Source organism: Zobellia sp. OII3, from assembly GCF_002211465.1.
Taxonomy (GTDB): Bacteria; Bacteroidota; Bacteroidia; order Flavobacteriales; family Flavobacteriaceae; genus Zobellia; species Zobellia galactanivorans.
In genome coordinates this window covers 128,094-146,431 of record NZ_MWRZ01000009.1, presented here as the reverse complement: position 1 = coordinate 146,431, position 18,338 = coordinate 128,094, and the positions used below count along the sequence as shown (strand labels likewise).

At 42.6% G+C, this 18,338-nt stretch carries 18 protein-coding genes; 2 read left to right on the top strand and 16 right to left on the bottom strand.

Annotated elements, in window-relative coordinates; all coding sequences use genetic code 11:
- Positions 1–2: 2 nt before the first annotated feature.
- The 5 genes from eboE to B4Q04_RS19020 are packed head-to-tail and all read right to left on the bottom strand — an operon-like array spanning position 3 to position 5,062.
- A complete protein-coding gene (eboE, locus tag B4Q04_RS19040) occupies positions 3–1,196 on the bottom strand; it encodes a metabolite traffic protein EboE (protein WP_088697735.1) in 1,194 nt (397 codons plus the stop codon).
- A gap of 1 nt (position 1,197) precedes the next feature.
- Complete coding sequence (locus B4Q04_RS19035) at positions 1,198–2,358, bottom strand: 3-dehydroquinate synthase (protein WP_088697734.1); 1,161 nt, start codon at positions 2,356–2,358, stop codon at positions 1,198–1,200.
- Positions 2,359–2,392: 34 nt separating this feature from the next.
- On the bottom strand, positions 2,393–3,295 hold the full coding sequence (gene eboC, locus B4Q04_RS19030; protein WP_088697733.1) for a UbiA-like protein EboC: 903 nt from the start codon (positions 3,293–3,295) through the stop codon (positions 2,393–2,395).
- Entirely contained in the window at positions 3,295–4,203 is a 909-nt protein-coding gene (locus tag B4Q04_RS19025; RefSeq protein WP_013991878.1) for a TatD family hydrolase, read from the bottom strand. Before B4Q04_RS19025 ends, eboC begins: the two co-directional genes overlap by 1 nt.
- Before the next feature lies 1 nt (position 4,204).
- Positions 4,205–5,062: an EboA domain-containing protein gene (locus tag B4Q04_RS19020; RefSeq protein ID WP_013991879.1), complete on the bottom strand. Its 858-nt coding sequence runs from the start codon at positions 5,060–5,062 to the stop codon at positions 4,205–4,207.
- A gap of 178 nt (positions 5,063–5,240) precedes the next feature.
- Here B4Q04_RS19020 and B4Q04_RS19015 point away from each other — a divergent pair, with 178 nt between their 5' ends.
- Positions 5,241–5,822, top strand: a complete 582-nt coding sequence (locus B4Q04_RS19015) for a tRNA-(ms[2]io[6]A)-hydroxylase (protein WP_013991880.1) — start codon at positions 5,241–5,243, stop codon at positions 5,820–5,822.
- Between the two features lie 40 nt (positions 5,823–5,862).
- Here B4Q04_RS19015 and ppk1 read toward each other — a convergent pair whose 3' ends face one another.
- The 9 genes from ppk1 to rpsA all read right to left on the bottom strand — a co-directional run bounded on the left by ppk1 (position 5,863) and on the right by rpsA (position 14,486).
- The gene (ppk1, locus tag B4Q04_RS19010) at positions 5,863–7,968 is read right to left on the bottom strand and encodes a polyphosphate kinase 1 (protein WP_013991881.1); all 2,106 of its coding nucleotides are present in this window, start codon (positions 7,966–7,968) and stop codon (positions 5,863–5,865) included.
- The gene (locus B4Q04_RS19005) at positions 7,969–8,454 is read right to left on the bottom strand and encodes a SixA phosphatase family protein (protein WP_088697732.1); all 486 of its coding nucleotides are present in this window, start codon (positions 8,452–8,454) and stop codon (positions 7,969–7,971) included.
- Positions 8,455–8,514: 60 nt separating this feature from the next.
- Positions 8,515–9,162, bottom strand: a complete 648-nt coding sequence (gene pdxH, locus B4Q04_RS19000; protein ID WP_013991883.1) for a pyridoxamine 5'-phosphate oxidase — start codon at positions 9,160–9,162, stop codon at positions 8,515–8,517.
- Between the two features lie 69 nt (positions 9,163–9,231).
- Positions 9,232–10,137, bottom strand: coding sequence for a ribonuclease Z (locus B4Q04_RS18995; protein WP_088697731.1), 906 nt, complete (start codon positions 10,135–10,137; stop codon positions 9,232–9,234).
- 7 nt (positions 10,138–10,144) lie between these two features.
- A complete protein-coding gene (locus B4Q04_RS18990) occupies positions 10,145–10,618 on the bottom strand; it encodes a DUF3291 domain-containing protein (protein ID WP_013991885.1) in 474 nt (157 codons plus the stop codon).
- A complete protein-coding gene (locus B4Q04_RS18985; RefSeq protein WP_013991886.1) occupies positions 10,615–10,947 on the bottom strand; it encodes a hypothetical protein in 333 nt (110 codons plus the stop codon). Before B4Q04_RS18985 ends, B4Q04_RS18990 begins: the two co-directional genes overlap by 4 nt.
- Positions 10,948–10,954: 7 nt before the next feature.
- Positions 10,955–11,881, bottom strand: a complete 927-nt coding sequence (locus B4Q04_RS18980; protein ID WP_013991887.1) for an aspartate carbamoyltransferase catalytic subunit — start codon at positions 11,879–11,881, stop codon at positions 10,955–10,957.
- Positions 11,882–11,883: 2 nt separating this feature from the next.
- Entirely contained in the window at positions 11,884–12,423 is a 540-nt protein-coding gene (gene pyrR, locus B4Q04_RS18975; RefSeq protein ID WP_013991888.1) for a bifunctional pyr operon transcriptional regulator/uracil phosphoribosyltransferase PyrR, read from the bottom strand.
- Between the two features lie 230 nt (positions 12,424–12,653).
- Positions 12,654–14,486: a 30S ribosomal protein S1 gene (gene rpsA, locus B4Q04_RS18970; protein WP_013991889.1), complete on the bottom strand. Its 1,833-nt coding sequence runs from the start codon at positions 14,484–14,486 to the stop codon at positions 12,654–12,656.
- Positions 14,487–14,756: 270 nt separating this feature from the next.
- Between rpsA and B4Q04_RS18965 the strand changes: the two genes are divergently transcribed.
- Positions 14,757–15,137, top strand: coding sequence for a LysM peptidoglycan-binding domain-containing protein (locus tag B4Q04_RS18965; RefSeq protein WP_013991890.1), 381 nt, complete (start codon positions 14,757–14,759; stop codon positions 15,135–15,137).
- A gap of 54 nt (positions 15,138–15,191) precedes the next feature.
- Here B4Q04_RS18965 and cmk read toward each other — a convergent pair whose 3' ends face one another.
- Entirely contained in the window at positions 15,192–15,884 is a 693-nt protein-coding gene (cmk, locus tag B4Q04_RS18960) for a (d)CMP kinase (protein WP_088697730.1), read from the bottom strand.
- Positions 15,884–18,334: an endopeptidase La gene (lon, locus tag B4Q04_RS18955; RefSeq protein ID WP_046287299.1), complete on the bottom strand. Its 2,451-nt coding sequence runs from the start codon at positions 18,332–18,334 to the stop codon at positions 15,884–15,886. The genes cmk and lon overlap by 1 nt, the downstream gene beginning before the upstream one ends.
- Positions 18,335–18,338 lie beyond the last annotated feature (4 nt).

Here is an 18,338-nt window from a genome sequence, read left to right as displayed (position 1 = left end):
TTCTAAAACTTTTCTACAAACCAATCGATTTCCCTAATGATAGACTCTGAAAGGTCTTTTTTTAAAGCCGCCGGAAGCACATCCCAAGTATAGGTCTCTATTTCCAAATGTTCTGAAACGGGATGCTTCTTTACATACTCCATCACCTTTAGAATATGGTCTTGGGTCGAATCCAACGCACCAAAACGTTCTAAAAATATAGGCACATGAAAATGCGCCCGCAATTCTTGAAATTCCTTTTTATCCTTAAGAACAATAGGTAGGTCGTTATAGGTTACCACCTTTCCCCCAATTTTCTCGGTAACCTGATGGAGATAGGTAGGCTCATCAAAAAGCGTCAAAGCCTTCCATATTTCATCGTTCCCCGAAGGGTTCGACAGAATCTTCAAAGCGGCACTTACCTGTATTTTCCCGATAACTATTCCCGCTTCAGCGAATTTTTCAAAGGTATCGGTCGGCTCCTCAAAAGCCAATGAAAAATGACAGATATCGTAGCATACGGTTAGGTGACGACGTATCATTTTTTCGGCCGTTTCCACATCGACCCCGAGCTTTTCGACAATTACCGATGTACCGATAGGCAAAAGATAATCTGCAAAAAAGCCTAGCACCTCGTCACTGTTCTCCAACATTCCGTCGGGCTCAGGTTCTATATCAAGATGCAAATATTTTCCGGTCTGCCGCTCTATTTCATTGAGATGCATGGCCACCTCTATCATATTTTTCGCCCCGGTTTCAAAAGCCGATTTCACAGCGTCTTCCGTAGCATGCCAATATTTATAACTAACGGGAGAAGTGGAAATTCCCCCTGAAATACCATCAGGAAGCAAGGCCGCCAACTGATCGAACATTCGTTCGGTATAGGTGAGGCGTTCCGGTGTCGTCCAATCGGGTGCATGAACATCGTCTTTGACCCGCTCATTATGAAAGTTCCCATAAGGAAAACCGTTCATGGTAAAAACATATACCTGGTTTTCGGCCATCCATTGCTTAAACTCCTCTAGGTTTCCATCCATATCGAGCTCCTCACTCGCCTTATTAGACAACCGTAAGCCCAAGCCAAAAGGCTTATCGGGAGACACTTTGCCCCTTATCTGTGGAACGTGTTCTTTAAGACTATCAAAAGTGGTCTTCCAATCGAATCCGGGATGGATATTGGTACAATACGTAAGTTGAAAATTATTATCTATGCGCAAGCTACTCTACTTTAAGTTTAGAAATTTCGTTTACTACGTCCAATGCTTTTTTCATGACCTCCCGGTCAATTTCATGAACGTCGTGTTTTACACCGATATCCGAAATCAGGGTAATCGTAAGCTCACCGCCCAAGTGTTCCCTAAATTCCTCAATTCCGTTAAGCAGTTCGTCTACCTCCTTCGCGGAAGCCAACGGAAAACTCAAGTCGAAACCAATGTTCTGAAAGACGCGTACAATGCGGTTTAAGTCGGCTTCGTTTATCAGACCGATCAAATGGGCATAAGCCACATCCAAAACAATACCTTTTGCAACGGCCTCACCATGGCGAAGCGCGTAATTGGTCATATATTCCAATTTATGGGCCGCCCAATGTCCGAAATCAAGAGGTCGGGACGATCCGCTTTCAAAAGGATCCCCTCCTTGGGCGATATGGTGCATATGCATTTCGGCACACCTATAAATGGTATATTGCATGGCTTCCATATTTCTATCGCGCAAGAGGTGTGCGTTTTTCTCTAAGTATTCAAAAAAGACGGCATCTTTGATCAATGCCACTTTTAAGGCTTCAGAAATACCGGCAATCCAATCGCGTTGCTCTAAAGTCTTAAGGAAGTCCGTATCGTTAATAATAGCATAAGGAGGCGCAAAGGTTCCTATAAAATTCTTCTTTCCGAAGGCATTTACGCTATTCTTTACCCCCACGGCAGAATCATCTTGGGAAAGCACGGTCGTTGGTATTCGAATCAATTTCACCCCTCTATGCGCTATAGCGGCGGCATATCCCGTCATATCTATAACGGCACCCCCACCTATAACCACAACAAAAGAATGGCGGCAAATGGCATACTCACTAACGGCCTTTAGAATATCTTCGACCTGACCTTGATCGTTCTTACACGCCTCGCCCCCTTGAACCACCATACTTTTCATATGCACCAAGTTTTCTTGGTAGTTCTGGCAGTAGGTCTCTATGCTCTTTACAAGTTGTGGATGGGCAAGCGCTACGCCATCATCAATTACAAAAAGCAGTTTTACGGGCTCGTTTTTGTATTCTTTTATAATATCCCTGAACAGGGTATTCGTAGTCCCAAAAAGGTTTTCTGTAAAATAGAGGCCATATCGATAGGAAACCTCAAACTTCTGCTCTATAGTTTTAAACATTGTATTTCTTTTGAACGTCAATAATAAATTGACCTTAGGTAACGGCAAATAATTTAGACAAGCCCATTGAAACGGGCAGTAATGCTAATATGCACAATCCGTACCACCAATCGGAAAATGCAACGGCGATAGACGAATCGAGTAAAATTAGCGCTATGACTCCCGCCATAACGGCTTTTTTGATATTCTCGGGAGAGTTAACGGTATATGCCTTTATCAAAGGCCTAAAAACCGTGAACGCAAACAATACCAAAAACAATAACGGAAATATACGGGCATCCGTATTCAAAAAGGCTATGGATGCCACAGCCAAAACAACCGTAGCATAAAGCACGCCTGCCAATACGATATGGTTTTTGTTTTTTCCGTGTACTTCCCCCCTACTTATGAGGGTAATGGCAAATATATAAACGATAGGGATGAGGGCCATAAACCAATAATCGAAGTTGCCCAGAACGGACATACCCAACAGCAAGTTTACCCCCCTGCATAGCCCCATACTCAAGGGCCCGAAGAAATCATATCTTTTAGCGACCGCATCGTATAGCAAAATGGCCAAAGCCAGTGCCAAGGCTACGATACCCGACAGCTGGGAAACCAAAAAGGCCAGTCCTACGCCGATGGTCAAAGTAAGCCCTCCATATATGGCGGCCGAACGCAATGGCACTACACCACTAGGTATAGGCCGTTCGGGCCGTTCGACCTTATCGAGCTTAAAATCAAAAACATCGTTAAGGATTACCCCTCCGGCATAAAGAAAGACGGACGAGAATACCAAATACACGACATTCAGGAAAACACTAGACCCTATAAAATCGCTTTGAACACCCCCTACAAAAACACCCCCAATAGCCACACCGGCCAATATATCGGCCGCGGCCGTAGGCAAATTAGCTGGTCTTGCCAAGCGAGCATAGCCAAGAAACGTGCGATTCATTATGTAATCTGGTCTGAATCTATTCGAGGTTCTTGCCCCCTCAAAACGCTATTATCATTAAAAAGCTGGGCCTGATTGATTCCCTTAGGGTTCAACCAATGCTCTTCCTTCATTTTACCATTGGAACCAAAGATATCCAAGGCATTTTGGTAGCAAGTCTTTACCACGTCCTCACGGGCTATACCTCTTTTCAACATAAGGTTAGCGGTCTTCGGTACGGCCAAAGGATCACTAACGCCCCAATCTGCAGAGCTATCGACAATAATATTGTCACTGCCATATTTTTTAACGACCTCTACCATGCGTTCGTTGCCCATTTTGGTTTTGGGGTAAATGGTAAACGCAGCGATAAAACCTCTATCAAGCACATCCTTTACGGTTTCTTCGTTGTTATGGTCAATAACCACCTTAGAGGGATCAAGGCCATGTTCCAAACAAACCTCCATACTTTTTAACGTACCGGCTTTTTTATCACGGTGTGGCGTATGTACCTGAACGACCATACCCAGTTCTTTGGCCATTTCCAATTGCAGGCGAAAATACTTGTCTTCTGCCGGGGTTTGATCGTCATAACCGATTTCACCAATAGCCACCACATTTTGCTTATGTACATACAAGGGCAAAAGCTCTATGACCTGTTCTGCCAAGGCCTCGTTATTGGCCTCTTTTGAATTCAGCCCTATGGTGCAATAATGTTGAATACCAAATTGGCTTGCCCTAAAAGGCTCCCAACCGACCAGGCTACTGTAATAATCTTGAAAAGAGCCTACTTGTGTTCTTGGTTGGCCCAACCAGAACGAAGGTTCTATTATAGCCACTACTCCGGCCGCGGCCATAGCTTCATAATCATCCGTAGTCCGCGATGACATATGCACATGCGGGTCGATTATCATCATTTTATCTTCCATATTAAGCTTTTATATTATTCCAGGTAATTTTTTCATTCGCCACTTCTGACTGCAATTGAGGGTAGTGTGCCAATAATTCTTTGGCCTTCGGCACTTCGGAATTATAACAACACAGTGCCGCCACCTTGTTTTCTACAGGATTGTCACTTGTGAACAGGCCTTGCATATCCTTTAGGAGATTGTCGTCTAAAAATGCCGCTACAGGCCTCCAGAACAAGGGTTCGATTTCTCGGGAAGCCGCCCATCGTTCATGGGCATAATCCGATATAATACGGGCCAAATCTTTATTGGCACGCTCATCAATACTCAAAATATTGGAAAGATCCAATTGCATAAAAGCCGCTTTCAAGTACATTTGGTTCCATTGCTGATCGTTGAAGTATTTTGCAGGATAGGGGTTCTGCATGCTAATAGCCTCAAAAATCGTAGCTATATTGGTTCGCAAAGCCTCCACTGCCGTTTGCTTGTAGTTTTCGGCGTCGGGCAAAAGCATCAAATACTTTAAAAACGTCTCGAGTTCGCCCGTATCGGCCACCTGGATCAGGTTGGCCACTTTTGGCGTAAAAAAAGCAGCATCGGCTTTCAGCACCTCTATCAAGAGATAGATTCTCGCTATCTCTAGGGTGCTTGCATTTTGTGTTCGCAGATACGCGGTTACTTCATCGGTATCGGAGCCCAGTTGCAAAGCTTTGTTCGCATCTATTTTACTGGCCAATAAACTATAGGTCATATAAAGTTCCTTAGCGGAACTCGAACCTACAATTAACTCTAACTTTGAATGTAACCATGATTTCGTTTCAGGGTCTAGATTGCTATTCAGCAAAGACCTTAGTCCTTGGTCTAATTTGGTAAATTTCATAATCTGTTTTTCGGGTTTCTTGACAAGTGGTAACAACCCTGTTCTTTATGTGATTTGGCTCCATAAAAAACAACTAATCACAAAACTAATTATTCTTTAGGGGAAACTTGATATTTTAGATGCTAAATTCTAGTTATACTTTACAAAGATTCTTGCTAATTTTACGAAAAATTGAATTATGCTAGGCCTAAAGCTACCGACCGACCCAAGATGGGTGAATATTGTTGAGAAAAATATCGATGAAATACTGACCGACCATGCCTATTGCGAACAAAAGGCAGCGAGCACGGCCATATCGTTGATCATAGGTTTTCCCGAATATACCGAATTGGTAGAAGAAATGATCGCACTTTCCCGCGAAGAGATGGCCCACTTTAAAATGGTACACGACCGCATTATTGCCCGTGGCCAGGTTTTGGGTCGCGACAGAAAGGACGAATATGTGAATAAATTGACGCAATTTTTCCCAAAAGGAGGTAGTCGTACCCATCAATTGGTACACCGGCTTTTATATGCCGCCTTGATAGAAGCCCGAAGTTGCGAACGTTTCAGGTTGCTTTCCGAAGAACTCGAAGACAAGGAACTGGCCGAGTTTTATCACAAATTAATGGTAAGCGAAGCCGGCCACTATACGATGTTCCTTAAATTTGCACGTCAATACGGTGACCGTGCCGAAGTTGACCAAAAATGGCAGGCCCTATTAGATTACGAAGCCGAGATCATGAAAGACCTCGGAAAAAAAGAAAGTATCCACGGTTAAGACCAACCTCTGCCATATACGTTATAGCAGAGGCTTTTTTTTACTCCGTTGTAGTAGGTATATCAGAACCTAATTTATCCCTGTAATAGTCGTACATAGCGAACTGCGACCTTAGTTTCGGTTTATTGTTCACACGATAGGCATTATCTTGGGCCTCATTGAACACCCTGGCCTTTACATTATCGTTCCACGATATCTCAAAAGTATCGATCAGCTCATTTTTTACATCTTCATCATAGATAGGACACCCTACCTCTACCCTATTCTCTAGGTTACGCGTCATAAAATCGGCCGAAGAAATAAACACCCTCGGATCCCCATCATTACAGAAAATAAACAAACGCGGATGCTCTAAAAACTTATCCACTATACTGATGGCCTCGATATTCTCGCTCATACCCTTTATGCCCGGTATCAGACAACAGATACCCCGTACGATCAGTTGAATTTTAACGCCGGCATTACTAGCCTTGTACAACATATCGATCATCTTGTACGACGTAAAACTGTTCATCTTGATCTTGATATACGCCTCTTTACCCTCTTTTGCGTTATTTATCTCTTTCTGAATCAGCTTTTTAAAGAAACTTTTAGTATAGTGGGGAGACACGATCAAGTGCCTGTATTTATTGATTTTATATGTTGTTTCAAAGAAATCGAAAACCTTGTTCAACTCCTTTAAAATAGGTTCGTTTGCCGTAAACAAGGTATAATCGGTATAGATACGGGCCGTAGACTCGTTGAAGTTTCCGGTACTGATAAAACCGTAACGCTTTATGAGTCCGTTTTCCTCCCGCTCGATCATACAAATTTTACTATGCACTTTCAGGCCTGGTACACCAAAAATCAGTTTTACACCTTCTGCCTGTAATTCTTCGGCATACCTAATGTTGGCTTGTTCATCAAAGCGAGCGCGCAACTCTATCTGCAAGGTCACCTGCTTTCCGTTCTTCACTGCGTTGGAAAGGCAAGCCGCCACTTGAGAATCGTTGGCCAGGCGATAAACGGTAATCTTGATGGTCTTTACCTTAGGGTCCAATGCCGCTTCCCTTAAAAACTTAAGCACATAGGAAAAGGTGTGGTAGGGCGTGTACTGCAGATAGTCCTTCTCTGCTATCTTTTCAAGCAAACTACCTTCCAAAGGCAATCCTTTTACGGGTAAGGGTGCTATTTTCTCGTACATAAGATCTTCCCTTCCCAAACTAGGAAAGCCCATATAGTCCCTTTTATTGTGGTAGCGACCGCCAGGTATAACACTATCGGCATCTTCGATTCCCATTTTATCCTTAAGAAAATCAAGGGTATCGGTCTCTATATTCTTATCGTAGACGAAACGTACGGGATCACTGATTTTCCTATGCTCTACACTTGAGTATATCTTCTCTATAAAACTTTTACTCAAGTCGTTATCGATATCAAGCTCGGCATCTCTGGTAATCTTGATCATGTGAGATGATATGGACTTATAATCGAACATCGGAAAAACGCTGTCCATACAATACCGAATGACATCGTCTAGAATAATAATATAGTTCTTATTGCCCTCTTTGGGAAGCACCACAAAACGGTCTATTCCCTTCGGAATTTCTATAAGCGCATACCGTTTCTCCTTCTTCTCATAGGTTCGCTTGGTACGATCATCGCTCTTTAATACCATTTTAATGGCCAAGTATGCCGCCGTATCCTTTAACATCGGAAACTCAGCCAAGTCGTTGAGAATTATGGTCATCAATTGAGGACTCACCTTTTGGATGAAGTACTTTCTAACGAACTCCCCTTGCTTCTCAGTGAGTTCATTTTCATTCAACAAAAAGATATCCTGTTCCTCCAGTTCGTTTTCTATCTTCTTAAGAATCTCAACACTCTTACGTTGCTGTTCGATTACGAATTTGGTGATCTCTTCCAACAAATCTTTGGCCTTTTCTCCTCCCAAAACACTCTTTCCCGACTTTCCTGCCTCAAAAATTCGCTTTACCGTAGCGTAGCGTACCTTGAAGAACTCATCGAGGTTGTTAGAGAAAATACCCAAAAACCGAAGTCGTTCGATCAGGGGCACATTTTCATCCTCACATTCTTGAAGCACCCTTTCATTAAATCGTAACCAACTGATTTCTCGATTTATATATTTCGTTTTTGTTTTAATCATCTATCTAAGGTCTTTGGGAAAAATTGTCTGTTTAGTTGTTCCTTTTTGAACCGATTTCCAAAAATCCACATTAAAATCAAGGTGTACCAGTCCACTAGTAGAAACGTTGTCAATATAGGTATTTCCCAAAGAATTGGCAACATAGGTAAAGGCATGATTATGCCCGAAGACCAAAACGGAATCAAGGGCATCATCAAGCTTTTCGACAAAATCAAAGACCGACTCACCTGAAAAGTCATAAAGCTCGTCAGTAATCTCCACTTTGGCCAAGGGCAGGCCCAATTGCCTCATAAAAATCATACAAGTATGCAAAGCCCTATTGGCGGGGCTTGAGAAAACCTTATCGATTTTTACGGCTTGTGGCTTAAAGGCGGAAGACACCTTAAGGGCGTCTCTAATCCCTCTTTCCTGTAAGGGGCGATCCCTATCGCCTACTGAATAATCCCATGAAGATTTGCCGTGTCTGACCAATACCAATGTTTTCATTTAACCAAAATTTAAAGTTTAAAAATGTTTTGACATCGCCCCTTACATGTCTCTCTGCTTTTAGGGAGCCAAACGCTCCATTTTCCAATCCAGTTGATCCACCAACACATACCTTATACGGTCGTGTAAACGATTGGGCCTACCTTGCCAAAACTCAATCGATTGGGGCCTGACCAAGTATCCACCCCAGTGTTCGGGCCTAAGAATCTCTTTGTTTTCGTACTCGCGTTCGAGTGCCTTCAACTTGGTTTCCAAGATTTCCCGGGAAGGAATAACCGAACTTTGATCTGAAACCAAGGCCCCTAGTTTACTTCCGTCAGGACGTGACTCAAAATAACCGTCCGATAAATTTTTTGCAATTTTTTCGGCCTTTCCCTTTATAATGACCTGCCTTTCCATATTCGGCCAAAAAAAGGATACACATACATTCGGGTTGGCCGCAATGGCCTTTCCCTTTTCGCTATTATAGTTGGTGTAAAATATAAAGCCTTCGTAAGTGAACTTCTTCAACAACACCACCCTGCTCTTCGGAAAGCCATCCAAACCAATTGTAGATACCGTCATGGCATTGGGTTCATCTACACCTTCCGAAGCCTCGGTTTCATGAAACCATTTTTGAAAGAGCTCCATGGGGTTTTCCGAAATAGCGCCTTCTAAAAGGGCACTTTTTTCGTATGACTTACGATAATCACCTAAATCTTTTTGCATAATCTTATTACTGAAATCTATTCAACCAAAGTTCAGCAAAAGATTTTTAACGCAAAAATAGGAAGGATACTAAAACTCAAAAAACTTACCATCATCGGCAAGTTCTACATCAGGGAAGACTTCCGAGGCTTCCTGCCTAAAAAGCCCGATCGATTTGTAACGTGTAGAATAATGCCCCAAAATAAGTCGTTCTACATGGGCCGATTTCGCGATTGCTGCCGCTTGCTTGGCCGTACTATGCTCGGTTTTTACCGCCAAGTCGGCCTCAGACTCCAAGAAAGTAGATTCGTGGTACAGTGCCGTAGCATGGTCAATTTGCCCCACAATATCAGGCTTGTAGGCCGTATCGCTACAATAGGCATAACTCTTGGGTTTCGGCGGATCAAAGCTCAACAAGGCATTCGGCAAAACGGTACCGTCGTCCATGGTTACATCGCGCCCATTTTTAATATTTTGAAAATAGGCCTTATCGACCTTATACTTAGCTACGGCTTCTACACTCAGCTTTCGCTCGCCCAATTTTTCCTTAAAAAGAAAACCATTGGTATACACCCTATGGGTCAAGGGAACGGTCTCTACACTTACCTTGTCATCCTCAAAAATAACTTCGGGTCCGGCACTTGTCAGTTCATGAAAATGGATATGGTAGTTTGTCCACGAATCACCCAACTTTAATAAGAGCGTAATGGCGTCCTTGATACCTTTGGGGCCGTAAATATGTAATTCCTTCTCCCTGCCCAACAGCCTAAAAGTAGAGACCAATCCGGGCAGGCCAAAAAAGTGGTCGCCGTGCAAGTGCGAAATAAAAATATGGTTGATGCGGGAAAATTTGAGCTTAAGTTTGCGCAATTGCACCTGTGTTCCTTCCCCGCAATCGATGAGAAACATGTGGTTCCCTATTTCGAGTACCTGTGAAGTGGGGTTGGTCAAGGTTCTCGGGGTGGCTGCGTAGCAACCTAGAATGTGCAATTTCATTTTGTTGTTAGTTCTTGGGCGAATATTTCAAAGCGTCTTCAGCTGAAAATTGCCCTTTAAAACTAAAGGCGTACGGAGACTCGCCGTGTGTATTAAGATAGTTTAAGCGTTGTTTTGCCTCTTCGGGCGTAGGCACATGTCCTTTTTCTATATACCAAAGGCACATATGCATATCGGCCATACTGTGAAACCATTCCTTTTTTCGCTTGAGCACACCGGCATGTTGTGAGGCGTACGTAAAATTGAACAAGGCTTCCTTGGATTCCCAAACGGACATATTGATGATCAAGAAATCATCTTCAAAGACCCGCAAGGCCGTTGCGTTGTTTTCATCACCCTTTAATCTCCAAATAAACCCCGTACTCTTATCGGCAATACCGTTGATACGATCCAAATCTTTGACAAAATCGGCCATTACCGGGCTGTCGATAGGTGCAAGCATTCTTGCGATGTTTACTTGAGATAGGTGATAGTCACTCATAAATCTAGATCTCTTTCTATTTCTTCCATTTCAATGATATCGTGCGCCTCTTGAATAGTGGGCACAACAATAATCTTATCGGGCACTTCTTCGTACGACACCTTATCGGTGACCAGTACAAATGATTTTTTCGATTTTCTATGCGCTTCAGATATCTGCAGAAACTCTAGAACATCGCCGGCATTCAACTTTGAAAAGGAAAAAAGGTTAACAATTATATTATCGTTCTTAATCTTAGGATAAGCATCTTTTAGGTTTTTCAAAAAAACTGAAAGTGTGGTATTTTCTTGAAAAACGATGGTGGTTGAACCGTCTGAATCGAAAATCATACTTATATCATTTAATTTTTGAAGCTAACAAATAAATCACTGCCATACGAACCGCTACACCATTTTCTACTTGGTTCAAGATAATACTTTGTTTTGAATCGGCCACATCGCTCGTAATTTCCACTCCCCTATTAATTGGTCCGGGATGCATAATAACGATTTCCTTATCTAAACTATCGAGCATTTTCTTGTTTACCCCGAACTGTTGGGTATACTCCCTAGTGGTGGGGAAGTAGCTGATATCCAAACGCTCGTTCTGTATGCGCAGCATATTGGCCACGTCGCACCATTCAAGCGCCTTTCTCAAATCGGTCTCTACACTTACCCCAAGCGACTCAATATATTTGGGCAGCAAAGTCTTAGGGCCACAGACCTTAACCTCGGCACCTTGCAATTTTAAGGCAAAAATATTTGACAGGGCCACCCTAGAGTGAAGAATATCACCAACAATAACAACTTTCTTACCTGCCACATCACCGAGTTTTTCACGAATGGAGTAAGAGTCCAACAATGCCTGTGTCGGGTGCTCATGGGCCCCGTCACCCGCATTTACAATACTCGCGTTCACGTGTTTGGACAAAAAAATGCCCGCCCCGGGGTTCGGATGGCGCATGACCACCATGTCGACCTTCATCGAAAGAATATTGTTAACGGTATCTATAAGGGTTTCCCCTTTTTTTACCGATGATTGGCCCGCCGAAAAGTTAATGACATCCGCCGACAATCTTTTTTCGGCAAGTTCAAAAGATAATTTGGTTCGCGTACTGTTCTCAAAAAAGATATTGGCAATGGTAATGTCACGTAGTGACGGTACTTTTTTGATGGAACGGTTGATTACCTCTTTAAAATGATCGGCGGTCTCAAATATGAGATGAATATCTTTTTCATTTAGATATTTGATTCCTAATAAGTGTTTTACACTCAGTTCCGCCATTGTTATTTATTTATCAAATATATCACGTCTTCACCGTCGTTCTCCTTCCAGAGCACCTTAACTTTTTCATCGTTGATAGCATCGACTTGACGCCCCCTGTAATTGGGCTGAATAGGCAAGTGCCTACTGAACCGTCTATCGATAAGGGTCAACAACTCTATTTCCGAAGGCCTGCCGAAAGACTGGATGGCCGTAAGGGCCGAACGAATACTCCGCCCGGTATACAGAACATCATCAATAAGGACGACCTTTTTATCTTCGACCAAAAAGTCGATTTTGGTCTTGGTTGCCTCCAAGGTCTTATCGCCCCTCCTAAAATCGTCCCTATAGAAGGTAATATCAAGAAAACCTGATTTAATTTCCTTTACACCATATTCCTCCTTCAATATTTTGGTCAATCTTTCCGCCACGAAGGTGCCCCTAGGCTGTATACCTATGAGTACGGTGTCTTTAAAATCAAGGTGATTTTCGAGGAGTTGACATGCCAAACGATGGAGTATGATGTTTATTTCTTTTTCAGAAAGAAGTACTTTTTGCCCCATACTGCTTTGTTGGTTTAGCTTGACAAAAATAGCGATTTCTAGTTAGAAAAAAAGAGTCTTTACAAATGTATCGGTTTTTCTTTTCACATATGAAGCTTCTTTTTCCGCCCTTTTTAGCCTTACAAAGCCACAACTCGTGCCTAATGAAGTGGTTAACCCAAAAATAAATCAAAAAAAAATCTCCGCAACCCATTGGGCTACGGAGATCTGTAATCTATAAGTGAAAAGACTTATTTAGTCTTACCTTCCATCTTATCTTTCAAAGCTTGCAATTGCTCGTTAGCATCACCTAAAGTAGGTTTAGCCTCGTCTGCAGCTGCAGCAGCTTTCTTCTGAGCGGCTTTGATGTTACGCTGCTCTTCTTCACGGAAAATAGCGGTGTGGCTTGCAACAACCCTTTTAAAGTCTTTGTTGAACTCAATAATCTTGAATTCAGCCTCTTCGCCTTTACCAAGCTTGCTTCCGTCTTCTTTTTCCAAGTGACGTTGCGGTACAAATGCCGTAATGTCTTCGTTAAAGTCGATGGTAGCACCTTTATCAACGATATCGGTAATGGCCGCCGTGTGAGAAGTTCCGACTGCAAATTCAGCCTCATACTTATCCCATGGGTTTTCAGTTGTCTGTTTGTGACCTAAGCTAAGCTTACGACCTTCAACATCCAACTCCAATACCTCAACCTCCATTTTGTCTCCAACGGATACAAATTCAGAAGGGTGCTTGATTTTCTTCGTCCAAGAAAGGTCAGAAATGTAGATCAAACCGTCGATACCTTCTTCCATTTCAACAAAAACGCCGAAGTTGGTAAAGTTTCTTACGATACCTGTGTGTCTTGAACCAACAGGGTATTTCGTAGTAATATCAGTCCATGGGTCTGGCGTCAATTGCTTGATACCAAGAGACATTTTACGATCCTCACGATCTAATGTCAATACCACAGCTTCGACCTCATCACCAACGTTTACGAAGTCTTGGGCAGAACGCAAGTGCGTAGACCATGACATTTCAGAAACGTGGATCAAACCTTCAACACCTTCAACAACCTCGATAAACGCACCGTAATCAGCGATTACAACTACTTTACCTTTTACTTTGTCTCCAATTTTGATTTCGTCGCTCAAGGCATCCCAAGGATGTTTCTCCAATTGCTTCATACCCAACTGGATTCTAGATTTGTTCTCATCAAAATCAAGTATAACAACGTTGATTTTCTGATCCAATTCCACAACCTCGTTCGGGTGGTTGATACGGCTCCAAGAAAGGTCGGTAATGTGCACCAAACCATCAACACCACCAAGGTCAACGAACACACCGTAAGAAGTGATGTTTTTCACAACACCTTCTAACACCTGTCCTTTTTCCAATTGGCTGATGATTTCTTTCTTCTGCTCTTCGATATCGGCTTCGATCAAGGCTTTGTGAGATACTACAACGTTCTTGAATTCGTGGTTGATCTTAACCACTTTGAATTCCATTGTCTTACCTACGTATTGATCGTAGTCACGAATAGGCTTCACATCGATTTGAGAACCTGGCAAGAACGCTTCGATGCCAAAAACATCAACGATCATACCACCTTTAGTTCTACACTTAACGAAACCACTAACAATTTCTTCTTTATCGTGGGCCGCATTCACACGGTCCCAAGCCATAATAGTTCTGGCCTTTCTGTGCGAAAGTACCAATTGGCCACTTTTATCTTCACGTATATCGATAAGAACTTCAACCTTATCACCCACTTTTAAGTTTGGGTTGTAACGGAATTCGTTCAACGAAATAACACCTTCAGATTTGGCATTGATGTCTATGATCGCCTCACGGTCGGTCAAATAGACGACTTTACCTTCAACTACCTCTTCATCGGCAGTGTCTACGAAGTTTTCAGCTACCAACTTTTCAAATTCCTCTAATTTAGAGTCATCTACTCGTTCGATACCTTCTTCGTACTTGTCCCAATCAAAATTTTCCAAAAATTCTTTTGGATCTTGTTTCGGAGCTTGTTCTTTTACTTCTTGTTTTGCTTCGGCAGTTTCTTCTACCTGAGCTGTTGTTTTTTCTTCAGCCATTTGCTGATGTTCAATTTGTATTCCACGACGTCACAAGAGTTAAACAATGATCGTAGAAGTTGTTATATGTCAATTTTTTATCTATCCTTTTTTCTCTTGATGACTTTGCAAAAAAGGTGTGCAAAAATACATCTTTTTTATTAGTCTACCAACCCTTAGGCCCAAGCATTCCCGTTTAAGCCATATTTTATACCATTTTATACATAAAACACTGGATTTATCGTTATCTTAGAAATTCAAATATTAACCATTAGAAAAAAGAAATCAATTATGAGTGTTAAAGCAAAATATCAAGAGGTTTTAAATCTTGGTGAGCAACTAGGTATAAAGAATGGCGACGTTAAGGAAGAAAGCGGCGTTTTAAAGATAAAAGGAGAAGCCGGAACCCAATACGAAAAAAACCTATTATGGGACAAAATCAAGCAATTGGGCGGTGAAAATCCTTCTGACGTACAGGCGAATATTACGGTTTCCGATACTTCGGTCTACCACAGACATACCGTCAAAAGCGGCGAATCTTTGAGCAAAATTGCCAAGCAATATTATGGTGACCCAATGAAGTACAAGCAAATCTTTGCGGCCAATACGGGCGTACTTGACAATCCTGATGTAATTCACCCAGATCAAGTTCTTGTTATTCCGAATATCTAAGGATAAACCGAAGGAAAATAAAAAACCTGTCAGAAACAAATCTGACAGGTTTTTTTATGCTCTTTCTATAAAACGCCTGGCTATGCTCAACAAGCGCTCGAACTGTTCTTTCAAGCCCATATCGCTATTGTCGAACTCAATGGCATCATCGGCTTTCCGCAGTGGGGAAAACTCACGGTTGGAGTCGATGTAATCCCGTTTCTGTACATTTTCGAGTACTTCTTCGTAAGAGACCTTCTCCCCCCTATCCAACAGCTCCTTGTACCTACGGGTAGCACGTGCCTGGGGCGATGCGGTCATAAAGACCTTGAGCTCGGCATCGGGAAAGACCACGGTACCGATATCCCTACCGTCCATAACCACGCCTTTTTCCTTGCCCATCTCCTTTTGCATCTCTACCAGTTTGTAGCGCACCTGTTCAATTTCCGCTACTCGGCTCACATAATTAGAGACCTCGAGCGTACGTATCTGTTTCTCGATGTTTTCCCCGTTAAGGTACATTTCCGAGAACCCCAATGTTTCATTGGGTTCGAACCGCAATTTTATTTTGGGAAGCAATTGTACCAAATCTTCCAGTTTTTCGCTTTCACCACCTATAAAACCGTTACGCATGGCGAACAAGGTTACCGCCCTGTACATGGCCCCTGTATCTACATAAACATAACCTAGGGCCTTGGCCAATTGTTTGGCCAAGGTACTTTTACCGGTAGAAGAAAAGCCATCGATGGCAATCGTAATCTTAGACATTAGAGTTTTTTAGCATTCTTAACCTTTTGCCCTGTAATAGCAATATCTATTACTTCGTGCATATCGGTAACATAATGGAATTTGAGACCCTTAAGATACTCTTTTTTTATTTCCAAGATATCCTTTTCGTTGTCTTTGCAAAGAATAATCTCCTTGATTCTGGCCCGTTTGGCCGCTAGGATTTTTTCTTTGATACCCCCCACTGGCAAGACCTTGCCACGAAGCGTAATCTCCCCGGTCATGGCCAGGCTCTTCTTCACTTTCTTTTGTGTAAACAATGAAACCAGTGAGGTCAACATGGTTACACCGGCACTTGGCCCGTCTTTTGGGGTAGCCCCTTCCGGCACGTGAATATGCACATTGTACTTATCGAACACTTCTGAATCGATGCCAAATCTTTCGGCATTCGATTTAATATATTCCATAGCGATCGTTGCCGATTCCTTCATCACCTTACCCAAATTACCGGTAATGTTCAAGGCGCCCTTTCCTTTTGACAGAATGGATTCGATAAAAAGAATATCCCCTCCAACACTTGTCCACGCAAGGCCGGTTACAACCCCTGCAATATCGTTATTCTCGTACTTATCGCGTTCCAAGCGGGCAGGCCCCAATACCTTTTCAACAATCGCATTGGTAACCTTTACCTCGTACTCTTCTTCAATGGCGATATTCTTGGCCGCATAGCGCACCATTTTGGCAATCTGTTTCTCTAATGAACGTACACCCGATTCACGCGTATACCCTTCAACGATCTTCTCCAATTGCGGCTTGCCTATCGTCAGGTCTTTTGAAGTAAGACCGTGTTCCTTCAATTGCTTCGGAAGCAAATGTCGTTTGGCAATTTCCACTTTTTCCTCAATGGTATAGCCCGTAACGTTTATTATCTCCATTCGATCACGAAGTGCGGGTTGAATGGTAGACAAGTTGTTGGCCGTGGCAATGAACATTACTTTTGACAAGTCGTAGCCCATTTCAAGGAAATTGTCGTAAAACTCATTGTTCTGCTCCGGATCCAAAACTTCCAACATGGCAGACGACGGGTCGCCTTGATGACTACTAGAGAGTTTATCTATCTCATCAAGAATAAAGACCGGGTTGGAAGTACCCGCCTTTTTAAGGCTTTGTACGATCCTACCGGGCATGGCCCCGATATAGGTTTTTCGGTGTCCGCGTATTTCCGCTTCATCCCTTAATCCACCCAAGGATATCCTTACGTATTCACGTCCCAAAGCTTCGGCAACCGATTTCCCCAAAGAGGTCTTACCCACCCCAGGAGGGCCGTAAAGACATAATATGGGGGATTTCATATCATTCCTCAATTTTAGAACCGCCAGATACTCGATAATCCTTTGTTTGACATCTTCCAATCCGTAATGATCACGGTCCAATATTCGCTGGGCCCTTTTCAAATCGAATTTATCCTTTGAAAACTCATTCCAAGGCAAATCCAAAAACAGGTCTAAATAGTTTCTTTGGATCGAATATTCCGCCACTTGCGGATTCATTCGTTGCATCTTTGACAATTCCTTATCAAAATGCTCCTTGACCTTATCATCCCACTTTTTCTTTTTGGCCTTCTTGCGCATCTCGAAGATTTCATCATCATGTGAAACCCCTCCCAATTCTTCCTGAATGGTCTTCATTTGCTGATGCAAGAAATATTCGCGCTGTTGTTGGTCCATATCGTTACGCACCTTCGATTGAATATCGTTCTTGAGCTCCAATTTCTGTAGCTCAAGGTTCATATGCTTTAAGGTGGCAAGGGCACGCTCTTGTAGGTTGTTGATTTCAAGAAGTTCTTGCTTATCGTCTACATTGAGGTTCAAGTTGCTCGAAACAAAATTGATCAAGAACGAATTGCTTTGAATGTTCTTTATAGCGAAAGAAGCTTCACTCGGGATATTGGGATTATCGCGAATAATACGAAGCGCCAAATCTTTGATCGACTCTATAATCGCCAAAAATTCGGGATCGTTATGATCAGGTCTCTCTTCCGAGGTTTCCCTAACGGTAGCGGTTATATATGGCTTCTCGGTTAATACCTCGGCCACTTCAAAACGCTTTTTCCCTTGTAAGATTACGGTCGTATTCCCATCGGGCATTTTGAGCACCCTTAGGATCCGTGCCACCGTACCCAATACATTAATATCGTTAACGGTGGGTTTTTCGGTATCCTTATCTTTTTGCGACACCACACCTATTACCTTCGAACCGTTGTTCGCATCTTTGATCAAGTTGATCGAACTATCCCTTCCCGCAGTAATAGGAATAACCACCCCAGGAAAGAGTACCGTGTTACGAAGCGGAAGTATCGGAAGTGTTTCCGGCAACACCTCGTTGCTCATTTCCTCTTCATCCTCAGAGGTCAAAAGTGGTATTAGCTCAGCATCTTCATCGATGGACTGTAGCGACATATTGTCAAAATTCGTGAATTTAGAATCTCCCATAGTA

Bases quoted from the DNA above. Each gene is read 5' to 3' on its own strand.
- rpsA (WP_013991889.1), bottom strand. From the start codon at position 14,486: ATGGCTGAAGAAAAAACAACAGCTCAGGTAGAAGAAACTGCCGAAGCA.
- cmk (WP_088697730.1), bottom strand. From the start codon at position 15,884: ATGTCTAAGATTACGATTGCCATCGATGGCTTTTCTTCTACCGGTAAA.
- lon (WP_046287299.1), bottom strand. From the start codon at position 18,334: ATGGGAGATTCTAAATTCACGAATTTTGACAATATGTCGCTACAGTCC.
- B4Q04_RS19035 (WP_088697734.1), bottom strand. From the start codon at position 2,358: ATGTTTAAAACTATAGAGCAGAAGTTTGAGGTTTCCTATCGATATGGC.
- ppk1 (WP_013991881.1), bottom strand. From the start codon at position 7,968: ATGATTAAAACAAAAACGAAATATATAAATCGAGAAATCAGTTGGTTA.
- B4Q04_RS19005 (WP_088697732.1), bottom strand. From the start codon at position 8,454: ATGAAAACATTGGTATTGGTCAGACACGGCAAATCTTCATGGGATTAT.
- B4Q04_RS18990 (WP_013991885.1), bottom strand. From the start codon at position 10,618: ATGAGTGACTATCACCTATCTCAAGTAAACATCGCAAGAATGCTTGCA.
- B4Q04_RS19015 (WP_013991880.1), top strand. From the start codon at position 5,241: ATGCTAGGCCTAAAGCTACCGACCGACCCAAGATGGGTGAATATTGTT.
- B4Q04_RS19025 (WP_013991878.1), bottom strand. From the start codon at position 4,203: ATGGAAGATAAAATGATGATAATCGACCCGCATGTGCATATGTCATCG.
- B4Q04_RS19020 (WP_013991879.1), bottom strand. From the start codon at position 5,062: ATGAAATTTACCAAATTAGACCAAGGACTAAGGTCTTTGCTGAATAGC.
- B4Q04_RS18965 (WP_013991890.1), top strand. From the start codon at position 14,757: ATGAGTGTTAAAGCAAAATATCAAGAGGTTTTAAATCTTGGTGAGCAA.
- B4Q04_RS18995 (WP_088697731.1), bottom strand. From the start codon at position 10,137: ATGAAATTGCACATTCTAGGTTGCTACGCAGCCACCCCGAGAACCTTG.
- B4Q04_RS18980 (WP_013991887.1), bottom strand. From the start codon at position 11,881: ATGGCGGAACTGAGTGTAAAACACTTATTAGGAATCAAATATCTAAAT.
- eboC (WP_088697733.1), bottom strand. From the start codon at position 3,295: ATGAATCGCACGTTTCTTGGCTATGCTCGCTTGGCAAGACCAGCTAAT.
- B4Q04_RS18985 (WP_013991886.1), bottom strand. From the start codon at position 10,947: ATGATTTTCGATTCAGACGGTTCAACCACCATCGTTTTTCAAGAAAAT.
- pyrR (WP_013991888.1), bottom strand. From the start codon at position 12,423: ATGGGGCAAAAAGTACTTCTTTCTGAAAAAGAAATAAACATCATACTC.
- pdxH (WP_013991883.1), bottom strand. From the start codon at position 9,162: ATGCAAAAAGATTTAGGTGATTATCGTAAGTCATACGAAAAAAGTGCC.